General features: G+C 63.7%; 7 protein-coding genes and 1 pseudogene. 3 read left to right on the top strand and 5 right to left on the bottom strand.

What is annotated here, in order from left to right:
* Positions 1-19: 19 nt before the first annotated feature.
* Complete coding sequence (locus F2S13_RS11260; protein WP_166360689.1) at positions 20-2569, top strand: PepSY domain-containing protein; 2550 nt, start codon at positions 20-22, stop codon at positions 2567-2569.
* Between the two features lie 129 nt (positions 2570-2698).
* Here F2S13_RS11260 and F2S13_RS11255 read toward each other — a convergent pair whose 3' ends face one another.
* Genes F2S13_RS11255 through ptsP form a run of 3 tightly spaced genes read right to left on the bottom strand, consistent with a single transcriptional unit; the run spans position 2699 to position 8240 of the window.
* Positions 2699-4438: a PTS fructose-like transporter subunit IIB gene (locus F2S13_RS11255; RefSeq protein WP_166360687.1), complete on the bottom strand. Its 1740-nt coding sequence runs from the start codon at positions 4436-4438 to the stop codon at positions 2699-2701.
* Between the two features lie 11 nt (positions 4439-4449).
* On the bottom strand, positions 4450-5379 hold the full coding sequence (gene pfkB, locus F2S13_RS11250; protein WP_166360861.1) for a 1-phosphofructokinase: 930 nt from the start codon (positions 5377-5379) through the stop codon (positions 4450-4452).
* A complete protein-coding gene (ptsP, locus tag F2S13_RS11245; protein ID WP_166360685.1) occupies positions 5379-8240 on the bottom strand; it encodes a phosphoenolpyruvate--protein phosphotransferase in 2862 nt (953 codons plus the stop codon). The genes pfkB and ptsP overlap by 1 nt, the downstream gene beginning before the upstream one ends.
* 308 nt (positions 8241-8548) lie before the next feature.
* Here ptsP and cra point away from each other — a divergent pair, with 308 nt between their 5' ends.
* Together cra and F2S13_RS11235 are read left to right on the top strand one after the other, a co-directional pair.
* Entirely contained in the window at positions 8549-9544 is a 996-nt protein-coding gene (gene cra / locus F2S13_RS11240) for a catabolite repressor/activator (RefSeq protein ID WP_166360683.1), read from the top strand.
* 2 nt (positions 9545-9546) lie between these two features.
* A complete protein-coding gene (locus tag F2S13_RS11235) occupies positions 9547-10326 on the top strand; it encodes a TatD family hydrolase (RefSeq protein WP_166360681.1) in 780 nt (259 codons plus the stop codon).
* On the opposite strand, the gene F2S13_RS11230 is transcribed toward F2S13_RS11235, so the two are convergent.
* The gene (locus tag F2S13_RS11230) at positions 10314-10709 is read right to left on the bottom strand and encodes a hypothetical protein (protein ID WP_166360679.1); all 396 of its coding nucleotides are present in this window, start codon (positions 10707-10709) and stop codon (positions 10314-10316) included. The genes F2S13_RS11235 and F2S13_RS11230 overlap by 13 nt on opposite strands.
* A gap of 109 nt (positions 10710-10818) precedes the next feature.
* Positions 10819-11337 (bottom strand): annotated as a pseudogene (locus tag F2S13_RS29795) (methyl-accepting chemotaxis protein); the annotation flags it as partial.
* Positions 11338-11828: the final 491 nt, after the last annotated feature.

The following is an 11828-nucleotide window of genomic DNA, read 5'->3' as shown; positions in this document are numbered from 1 at the left end:
CAAGAGCAAGGCGGTCGACGTGTTGAAGAAATCCCTCTTTCAGCTGCACTGGTTCTTCGGCATCAGCGCTGGGCTGGTACTGGCACTGATGGGGATCACCGGCGCGACCGTGTCCTTCCAGGACGAACTGCTGCGCCTGCTCAACCCCGATGCCCTTCACGTCCAGGTGCAGGACAGCGGCGTCTTGCCGCCGGCCGAACTGGTGCGCAAGATCGAAGCCGAAGCCGACAACACGGTTTCAGCGCTCTGGGTCGAAACCACCAGCGACGTTGCCTCGCGGGTTTTCTTCACCCCGCCCCCCGGCGAACGCCGCGGGCCGATGCGCTATTTCGACCCTTACACCGGCACGCTCAAGGGCGATGTCAGCGGCCAGGACTTTTTCGGCTTGATGCTGCGGTTGCACAGGTTTCTGGCCATGGGTGACACCGGGCGTCAAATCACCGGTGCCTGCACGCTGATTCTGGTTTTCTTCTGCCTCTCCGGCCTGTACCTCCGCTGGCCGCGCAAGGCGTTGAACTGGCGCGTCTGGCTGACGCTGGACTGGGCCAGGAAAGGGCGCAGCTTCAACTGGGACCTGCATGCGGTGGCCGGTACCTGGTGTCTGCTGTTCTATCTCCTGTTCGCCTTGACCGGTCTGTTCTGGTCTTATGACTGGTTCCGCCAGGGGGCAACCCAACTGCTGGGCGACGGCCCCGCTGCCGGTCAGCATCGCAAGGGCAGCGAAGGTCGCGGCCGACCACCGAAACCTGCGGCCGATGCACCGCCGCTGATCGTCGACTATGACGCCGTGTGGAACAGCATCCAGAGCACCGCCGGCCCCGGCCTGACGGCCTATAACCTGCGCCTGCCGCCGGTGGGTAAACAGCCGGCTACGGTCTTCTACCTGCTGGAAAACTCTGAACACGAACGCGCGCTGAACCAGATCAGCCTGGACCCGGCCACCGGCAAGGTCGGCAAAGTCGAACGCTACGCCGACAAGTCGTTCAAGGCGCAGTTGCTGACCAGTGTCTACGCCTTGCATGTGGGCAGTTACTTCGGCCTGACCGGGCGGATCCTGGTGACCATTGCCAGCCTGAGCATGCCGCTGTTCTTTGTCACCGGCTGGTTGCTGTACCTCGACCGTCGGCGCAAGAAACGCCAGGTGCGTGAAGCGCGCAACGGTCTGAGCGCGAACAACGGCGATGCCGACGGTTGGCTGATCGGCTTTGCCAGCCAGAGTGGCTTTGCCGAACAACTGGCCTGGCAGACGGCCGGCCAGTTGCAGTCGGCGGGACTACCGGTGCGAGTCCAGCCGCTGGCGCAACTGACCGAAGACGACTTGCAGCAGTCGCAACAAGCCTTGTTCGTGGTCAGCACCTTTGGCGACGGCGAAGCACCGGACAGCGCTCGCGGGTTCGAGCGCAAGGTGCTTGGCCAACCCTGGACGCTGGACAAACTGAACTACGGTCTGCTGGCACTCGGTGATCGGCAATACCCGCAGTTCTGCGGCTTTGCCCATCGGTTGCAGCGCTGGCTGAGCGAACGCGGTGCCAGCGCGGCCTTCACCCCGATCGAAGTCGACAGCGCCGACCCGGCGGCATTGCAGCACTGGCAGCAGGAACTTGCCCGACTGACCGGCAGCCAGCCGGCCAACACATGGCAAGCGTCAAGTTTCCGCAACTGGTCGCTGGTCCGTCGCGAACACCTGAACCCGGGCAGCCAGGGTTCGGCGGTTTATCTGCTGGGTCTCCAACCTGACCAGGCGCAAACCTGGGAGGCCGGTGACCTGGTCGAGATCCTGCCACGCAACAGCGATGCCGCGGTCGAACACTTTCTCGCCGGGCTGGGTATTGCCGCGCAAACCCCCATTGTCCTCGACGGCCTGCAGGAAACCCTGGCCCAGGCACTGGCCAACCGGCAATTGCCGCGAAGCCGTGAACACCTGGTCGGCCTGCACGCCCAGGCCCTGGTCGATGCGCTGATCCCCATCACTGCCCGGGAATACTCGATCGCCTCGATTGCCGGCGACGGCGTACTGGAACTGATCGTGCGTCAGGAGCGCCATGCCGATGGCAGCCTCGGGCTGGGGTCGGGCTGGCTCACTGAACACGCACAGCCGGGCTCGGCGATCAGCCTGCGGCTGCGGCGCAACAGCGGCTTCCATTTGCCGCAGTCGCCGGTACCCATGATCCTGTTGGGTAACGGTACCGGCCTTGCCGGGCTGCGCAGCTTGCTCAAGGCGCGCATCTCCAAAGGGCAACAGCGTAACTGGCTGCTGTTCGGCGAACGCAATGGCGCCCATGACTTCCATTGCCGCGCCGAGCTGCAAGGGTGGTTGGCGAGCGGTGAATTAAGCCGACTCGACCTGGCGTTCTCCCGTGACCAGGCACAGAAGATCTATGTGCAGGATCGCTTGCGCGAACAGGCCGAGGAACTGCGGCGCTGGTTGGCGGACGGCGCCGCGATTTATATCTGCGGCAGTTTGCAGGGGATGGCTTCGGGGGTTGATGAGGTGCTTTGTGAGGTGCTGGGGGCTGAAGAGGTTGAGCGGTTGATCGAGGCTGGGCGGTATCGGCGGGATGTCTATTGAGGTGCCCGCAAGGCTTGGGATTTATATTGTCTGACCTGGCCTCATCGCTGGCAAGCCAGCTCCCACAGAGGTGCATGCGCCTCCGAACTCTGTAGGAGCTGGCTTGCCAGCGATAGAGCCGTCAGGCCCTCAAGCCTTCACCGGCTCCACCGCCATCTCCACCACCTCACTTCGCTTGAGCACCGAATACATCACAGCCGTCAGCAAGCTGCCCGCCACGATCGCGAGCAGATAGAGCAGCGCATGGTTGATCGCATTCGGGATCAGCATGACGAACAGCCCGCCATGGGGCGCCATCAGCTTGCAGCCGAAGTACATGGACAAGGCCCCCGTCAGCGCGCCTCCGGCGATGCTGGCCGGGATCACCCGCAGCGGGTCCTTGGCCGCGAACGGGATCGCCCCTTCCGAGATAAAGCACAACCCCAGCACCAGCGCTGCCTTGCCGGCCTCGCGCTCGCTTTGGGCGAACTTGCGTCGGGCGATGAAACTGGCGATACCCAGGCCAATCGGCGGCACCATACCGGCCGCCATGGTTGCGGCCATCGGTGCGTAGCTTTGCGATGCGAGCAAGCCGACCGAAAAAGCATAAGCGGCCTTGTTGATCGGCCCGCCGAGATCCACACACATCATGCCGCCCAGCAGCACACCCAGCAGAATCGCGTTGGTGGTGCCCATGCTGTCGAGAAAATGCGTCAGGCCTTCGAGCAATCCGGCCACCGGTTTGCCGACCACATAGATCATCACCAGGCCAGTGAACAGACTCGCCAGCAACGGGATGATCAGGATCGGCTTGAGCGCTTCCAGGCTGGTCGGCAGCCGCGCCCAGCGATTGATGGCCTTGGCGCTGTAGCCGGCCAGAAAGCCGGCGATGATCCCGCCGATAAACCCGGCGCCCAGGGTGCCGGCCAGCAGGCCGCCGATCATTCCCGGCGCAAGCCCCGGGCGGTCGGCAATGGAGTACGCGATATAGCCAGCCAGCAGCGGCACCATCAGTTTGAACGCGGCCTCGCCACCGATCTGCATCAGGGCAGCTGGCAAGGTACCCGGCTCCTTGAATGCTTCGATGCCGAATACAAAGGACAAGGCGATCATCAAGCCGCCGGCTACCACCATCGGCAACATGAATGACACACCGGTCAGCAGGTGTTTATACACCCCGGTCTTTTCCCCGCGAGCTCCCCCTGCACTCGGGCTGGTCGCGGCCCCGGCGGTTTCTTCCTTGCCCTCGGCCAGTGCCTTGTTCAACGTTGCCTGAGCCTGCTTGAGCGCAATGCCGGTACCGCACCGATAGATGCGCTTGCCGGCAAAGCGCTCGGTCGGCACCTCGATATCGGCCGCCAGCAACACCACATCGGCATCGGCAATAGCACTGGCAGCCAACGGGTTACGCGCACCCACCGAGCCCTGAGTCTCGACCTGCAAACTGTAGCCCAGTTGCCCGGCAGCCTGTTGCAGCGCCTCGGCGGCCATGAAGGTATGGGCGACACCCGTAGGGCAGGCGGTCACCGCGACGATGCGGGGCGAGCGCACCGCGGCGGCCGGTGCAGCCGCGGGCGCTTCATACACTTGGGCTTCTTCGGCAGCCTTGCGCAGAAACGCCTCGACGTCCTGCAGGGCCTGGGCCGGGCTGCTCTGGTACAGGCGCTTGCCGACGAACCGGGACAGGTCCAGGGCGCCAGTGCTGACCACCAGCACCCACTCGGCCGCATCGATGGTCGCTTGCGACAGTTGTCGCTCGGGGTGCTGCCGATCATGAATTTCGACGCTGGTGCTCCAACCCTGGCGCTGGGCGGCCGCATCCAGCAAGCGGGCACTGAGAACGCTGGAGACCATGCCGTTGGGGCAGGCGGTGACAATGGCAAGTTTCATCTCAAACCCTCTTATTGTTCTGTCAGGGCGCGTACGCTGACTTCGTTCTCAAGCTGAGCAAGCTGCAGGGTGTCGCTGATCCCGAAGCCGATCTGGGTCACGGCCATCGCCGCGATGGCGGTGGCCGTGCGCAGGGTCTGCTCGGCGCTGTGATCGCTCAGCAGCCCATGCACCATGCCCGCCACCAGCGAGTCACCCGCCCCTACCGTGCTGGCCACCCGGACCTTGGGCGGCAGCGCCTGCAGCGCCGGCTGGCGGCTGAACCAGCTCACCCCCTCGGCACCTTGGGAAACCACCACGTGCTCGATCCCCTGGTCACGCAGTTGTTGCGCAGCTGCCACGGGATCGACCGCCGTGCCCATGACTTCGGCCAGTTCTTCAGCGTTCGGTTTGACCAGCCATGGCACCGCCGCGAGCCCGGCACGCAAGGCGGCGCCGCTGGTATCCAGGGCAACTTTCAGGCCCATGTCCTTGAGCCATTCAATCAGGGCCTGCAGCCATTGTGCGCTCACTCCGCGCGGCAGGCTGCCGGCCACCACCACCGCATCATGACCGGGCGCAATCTGTTCCAGGCGCGCCAGCAACGCTTGCTGGGCCTGTTCATCGACCCACGGGCCAACGCCGTTGAGGTCGGTGATGCGCCCTGAGCGTTCGGCCAGCTTGATATTGCTGCGGGTCTCGCCGGGTACGCGGATAAAGGCGTCGACGAAGCCGCGCCGGGCAAACAGCGCGTCGAACGGCTGCTGATTGTCCTCTCCGAGAAATCCGCTCACGGTCAACGTGTGGCCAAGATCGGCCAGCACCTGCGCTACGTTCAAGCCCTTGCCCGCCGCATGACTGTGCAGGACCTCACTGCGATTGACCTCGCCCAGACGCAACTCGGGCAATTCGACGGTCAGGTCCAGCGCCGGGTTGAGGGTAATTGTCAGAATCCTGGCCATCATGGTTTCTCCACCAGGGCCCGCACTTGTGCGGCGGTCCCCTGTAACAGCGCCTGTTGCGCCAGGGCCTGGGCGTCGGCCAGGGTCAGTTCGCGGACCCCGGCCTTGACCTCGGCAATGCTGCGCGCCGCCACGCTCAGCTCATCGACACCCAGCCCGACCAACACCGGCACGGCGACGGGATCGGCGGCCAGTTCGCCGCAGATGCCGACCCACTTGCCATGGGCATGGGCGGCGCGCACGGTGATATCGATCAATTGCAGCACGGCCGGGTGCAGGCCGTCGGCCTGGGCCGACAGTGTCGGATGGCCACGGTCGATGGCCAGGGTGTATTGGGTCAGGTCATTGGTACCGACACTGAAAAAGTCCACTTCACGGGCAAGTACCGGAGCCAGCAAGGCCGCTGACGGGACTTCGATCATGATCCCCAGTTGCAGGTCGGCCACGGGGATTTCCCGGCGCAGGCGTTCGGTCATGTCGCGCGCCTGGCGCCACTCTTCGACACCGCCGACCATGGGAAACATGATCCGCAGGGGCCGGTTGTCGGCGGCTCGCAGCAGCGCCCGCAACTGAGTTTCCATGACCTGCGGGCGTTGCAGTGTGAGACGAACGCCACGCACACCGAGGAAGGGGTTTTCTTCCTTGGGGATCGGCCAATAAGGCAACGGCTTGTCGCCACCGACATCCAGGGTCCGCACGACCAGCGGCCGTCCGGCCAGGCCATCGAGCACACGGCGGTACTCGGCTTCTTGCGTCGCTTCATCCGGGGCCTGCTGGTGGGCCATGAAGATCAGTTCGGTACGCAGCAAGCCAACGCCTTCGGCGCCCTGATCGACCACGGCGGCAATACCGCTGCTTTCACCGATATTGGCGAACACTTCGACCGCATGACCATCGCGGGTCAAGGCCGGCTCCAGGCGCCGGGCAGCGGCGGCCTGCAAACGCTGGGCGCGGCTGTCGCGATCGGCCAGGGCATTGCGCAGCACGTCAGCCGCGGGTGCAACCACCAGACGGCCACGCTGGCCATCGATCAGCAAGGGGCAGCCCGACGCCAGCAACAGCACCGTATCACCGGCCCCGACCACTGCCGGAATGCCCAGTGCACGCGCGACGATGGCACTGTGCGCCGTCGCGCCACCGCGTGCGGTGAGAATGCCGGCGACCCGGGCCGGATCGAGGCGGGCAACGTCGGACGGGCCGACTTCGTCCATGACCAGAATATAGGGCTCCTCAGGCTCCTCGAGGGTGGCGACGCCGCACAGCTGGGCCAGCACACGACGCCCCACGTCACGCAGATCCGCCGCGCGTTCGGCCAGCAGGGCATCGTGCAGAGACTCCTGCTGCCTGGCGGCCGCTTCGATCACCGACATCCATGCCGCGGCCGCGCTCTCGCCCTGCTTGAGGCGATTGTCGACGTCGTCGGTCAGTTCCGGATCGTCGAGCATTTCCAGGTGGGTGATGAAAATCTCGCGGATGGCCTTGGCCTTGCTGCGCTGGACCAGACCCTGGATATCCTCGCGCACCTCGATCAGGGCCTGCTGCAAGCGCTCACGCTCAAGCGCTGGCGATTCACCGCGCAAGGGGTAGTCGATCTCGCGCAGCACATGCATGTGCGCCGGGCCTGCGGCAATCCCCGGTGCCGCCGCGATGCCCTGGATCACCGCACCGGCAATCGGCGCCAGCAATGGCGGCAGCTCCGGGACGGTCTCTTCAACCCCGGCAGCAACCACGGGCAGCGGCTCGACTTCTTCGCCCAGCCCCTGCTCGACCGCTTCGACCAATGCCGGCAAGGCATCGCCGGCAATGGCGGGTTCGGCGATGAACTCCAGTACCTGGCCGCGTCGCGCGCCCAGCCCCAACAGTTTGCTCAAGCTCTTGGCCGATACCGGATTCTCCGGGCTGTCGACAATGCGCAGACGAATTTCGCCTTCGAACTGCTTGGCCAGTTGCGCGAGGATTTTCGCCGGGCGGGCATGCAAGCCATGGGCATTGGCCAGGCCGATGCGAGCGCTCGGCCAGTCGGCCGGTACTTCGCCGCCCAGCACTTCCAGCACGGCCCGGGTATTGGTGGCCCGGCACAATTCATTTCCCCGGCCTTCGATCAGCAACGCGCACAGCCGCTCGAGCAAGGCCTGGTGGGCCTCGCCCAGGCTGGCCAGGCAAAACAGCCCGTTGAGCGGCTGGCCGAGATAACGCAAGGGCTTGTGCGGTGTAACAAAGGCCAACCCTGGCCGCTTGACCGCCTGCTCACTGTGCAGCCACCACAACCCATCCCCCAGAGGCAGCGCCTCGACCTGCTGCAACACCGCCGCAAAGCCGCTGCCGACGCAGTCGGCCTGGCGCAACAGGCGAGCACCTCGCCAAGCCAACTCTTCGAAATCGTCGGCGACCACGCCCAGGCCAATCATCTGGGCATCCAGGGCGAGTTCTTGCGCGGCGCCTTGCAGCAGCTTCAGCAAGGCCTCGGCCGAACTGGCCCGGCGCAATGCCTGGCCCAGATCGGTTTCACCCAAGGCCCGGGTCAGCAGCTGGAGCAGGCGCAGATGCTCGTCGGACTTGGCGGCAATGCCGATGGCCAGGTAAACGATCTGGCCATCGCCCCAGTCCACGCCTTCGGGGAACTGCATCAGGCGTACGCCAGTGGTGAACACCAGATCGCGCGTTTGTGGAGTGCCATGTGGGATCGCAATACCCTGGCCGAGAAAGGTCGATCCCTGCGCTTCGCGTGCCTGCAAGCCGGCGAGATATCCCTCGGCAACCAGCCCGTCGGACACCAGGTGGTCGGCCAGCAACTGCAGGGCGGCAGACTTGTCCACTGCCGTCTGGCCCATGGATATCTGCTCTAAAGTGAGCTCGAGCATGCCTTTCTCCTTTGCAGCGCACGGTCGGCGCTGAGGTATTGTTGTGGATAATTCAGCATAGGGTGATTCACCCTGGGGGGATCGACCCACGCTTCGAAGCACCATCAGCCTGCGAGATACGAGATTTCAGGGCAGTAAATTCGCTTGCTGAATCGTTTAATCTATCCTTGTATGCACGTTACTCGATAATCTGGAAACTATGAAGCCCCAGTTCGTCGCTACGTCGCGACAATGGTCGGCTGCCCGAAGTCAAAAAGATCAGCGAGAATGCTCAGGCATGCCTTTGCCGTAACAAAAGGAATCTTCGGTTGAAACTCAGCGATATCGCCCGCCTGGCCGGGGTGTCGGTCACCACGGCCAGCTATGTCATCAATGGCAAGGCCGAACAGCAGCGCATCAGCAACAGCACCGTCGAACGGGTGCGGGCTGTGGTCGAGCAACACGGCTTCACGCCCAACCCCCAGGCGGCGGGCTTGCGCAGCCGGCACACGCGCACGCTGGGTTTCATCCTGCCGGACCTGGAAAACCCCAGTTATGCGCGCATTGCCAAGCAGCTGGAACAAGGTGCCCGGGCCCAGGGCTATCAACTGCTGATCGCCAGCAGCGACGACAACCCCGAAAGCGAACGGCAACTGCAGCAGTTGTTCCGCGCCCGCCGCTGCGATGCCCTGTTCGTCGCCAGTTGCCTGCCAGCCAGCGACGACAGCTACCTTGAACTGCAAGCCAAGGGCTTGCCGGTCATTGGTATCGACCGGACCATGGACCCTGCCCGCTTCTGCTCGGTGGTCAGCGACGACCGCCATGCCAGCCTGCAGCTCACCCGCAGCCTGCTGGTACCGATGCCGCGGCATATCGCCCTGATCGGCGGGCGCCCCGAACTGAGCGTCAGCCAGGAACGTACCGGCGGTTTTGAACAGGCACTGAGCGACTTCGGCGGCGAGATCCTGATCCAGCAGGGCGAAGCCTTCAGCCGCGACTGCGGTCGGCAACTGATGAACGACCTGGTCGATCGTCTCGGCCACCTGCCCGATGCGCTGGTGACCACCTCCTACGTGCTGCTGCAGGGTGTCTTCGATGTGCTGCAAGCCAGGGCGGCTGACTCCAGGTCGCTGCACCTGGGCACCTTTGGCGATACGCAATTGCTGGATTTCCTGCCGCTGCCGGTCAACGCCATGGCCCAGCAACACGGCCTGATGGCAGAAACCGCCTTGCGCCTGGCGGTCGCCGCCATCGAACAGAAGCAATACGAGCCCGGCGTCCACGCCATCGCCAGGACCTTCAAGCAGCGCATTTTCGAGGCCTGAACATGAGGCTGATTGACACCCACACGCACCTGGATTTTCCGGACTTCGACGCCGATCGGCCCGAGGTTCTGGCCAACGCCCGGGCCCTGGGTGTCGAACGCATGGTGGTACTGGGGGTCTATCAACGCAATTGGCAGCGGGTCTGGGACCTGGTGCTGGGCGACCCGCACCTCTACGCCGCCTTCGGCTTGCACCCGGTCTATCTCGATGAGCATCGCCCCGAGGATTTGACTGAACTGGGGGATTGGCTGACGCGCCTCAAGGGGCATCGGCAACTGTGTGCCGTGGGCGAGTTCGGCCTGGATTATTTCCTGCCAGAACTGGACCGGGAGCGTCAGCAAGCGTTATTCGATGCTCAATTGCAGTTGGCCGCCGATTTCGACCTGCCTGCCCTGCTGCATGTGCGGCGCAGCCATGCCCCGGTGATCGCCAGCCTCAAGCGTTTTCGCCTGCAGCGTGCCGGCATCATTCATGCGTTTTCCGGCAGCTACGAAGAAGCCCGCGAATACATCAAGCTTGGCTTCAAGCTCGGCCTGGGTGGCGCTGCCACCTGGCCCCAGGCATTACGCCTGCGCAAGGTGATTGCGGCGCTGCCGCTGGGCAGCGTAGTCCTGGAGACCGACTCGCCGGACATGGCCCCGGCCATGTTCCCCGGTGTGCGCAATAGCCCCGAGCACCTCACCCAAATAGCCCAGGCCCATGCCGAACTGATGGGTATCAGCGTCGACGAACTGGCCTCAGCCAGCAGCCGCAATGCCTGCGAAGTGTTTCACTGGGCTTGAGACTTCTTGCCGCCGGCCTGCAGGGTCAAGGTGAGCCGATGCTTCTCCCGGGTGCGGCGCAAGGTGTACAGATACAAGTAGAACATGATCAATGAAAAGTTGAGCTGCGCCAGCACGCTGATCAGGCCTATCCATTCCAGTACCAACGCCACCAGCATGCTGCTGGCGGTGAAGATCAGCATACTGACCCGAAGCGTCGTCAGATGGTCCAGGTTCTTCAGCGCCTTGCGCTGGCGTGAGCACTTCAAACCCAAGGGTTGATTGCAATGCGGGCAGACGATATCTACCCGTATTGCGATGGCATTGATCTGCCAACTGGCCAGCTCCAGTTTGTTCCGGCAATGAGTGCAAATGCCGGAAATGCCTAACTTCCTGTTATTCATGGCATATATTCTTATTTTCCGAAGCAGCTATTCTTACCTTCATTCGAAGATAGGGACATACCTGTTACGAAAAAAAGACAAATCCTACAGCTGGCCACGCATAGTTGGGTCAGACGCGAAACGCCCCGATCAACCCCTTCAACACCACGACCTGCGACGACAACTGCCGGCTGGCATCCTCGGTCTGATTGGCACCCTGGGCCGTGCGCTCGCCGGCGCGGTTGATCTCGACAATATTCTGGTCGATGTCATGGGCCACCGCGGTCTGCTGCTCGACAGCAGCGGCAATCTGCTGGTTCTGATCGACGATCATGCCGACCGCACCAAGGATGTTTTCCAACGCCTTCTGGACTTTCTCCGACTGGCTGACGGTACCTGCCGCCATCTCATGGCTGGTGCCCATGGCCTTGACTGCCGCGCCGACGCCCGTCTGCAACCGGGAAATCATCTGTTCGATTTCCTCGGTCGATTGCTGGGTGCGCTTGGCCAGGGTTCGTACCTCATCGGCGACAACGGCAAAACCACGGCCCTGCTCACCGGCACGCGCCGCCTCGATCGCGGCATTGAGCGCGAGCAGGTTGGTCTGTTCGGCAATGCTTTTGATCACTTCCAGTACGCGACTGATGGCCTGGCTGTCGGTTGCCAGCTGGTTGATCACCAGTACCGACTGATCGATCTCGCCGGCCAGCTGCACGATACTGCCCTGCTGCGACTCGACCAGGCCGCGCCCACTGGCGGTTTCCTGGTTGACGCTGTGGGCACTGCTCACGGCCGCCGCGGCGCTGCGTGCCACTTCCAGGGCAGTGGCCGACATCTGGTTCATCGCCGTGGCCACCTGCTCGATCTGGCTGCGTTGTCCGGAAACCGCCTGGTTGCTTTGAGCCGAGACGGTATGGACCTGGCTGGCCTGACGCTCGACCTCGACCACGGTGAGCCCGACCTGCTCGATCAAATCATGAATACGTTGCACGGTGCTGTTGAACACCTGCCCCAGCTCACCCAGCTCATCACGGCTTTGCGCCTTGAAGCTGACGGTCATGTCGCCGGCCGCGACCTTGTCCATGACCGCGCCCAGATTGCTCAACGTGGTACGGGTCGAGGCATAGAAACCGCCGTACA

Origin of the sequence: Pseudomonas akapageensis, from assembly GCF_011355085.1 — a bacterium.
GTDB classification, from domain to species: Bacteria; Pseudomonadota; Gammaproteobacteria; order Pseudomonadales; family Pseudomonadaceae; genus Aquipseudomonas; species Aquipseudomonas akapageensis.
Note: the sequence above shows the minus strand (reverse complement) of the source record. Positions and strands in the feature narration are given on the sequence as shown.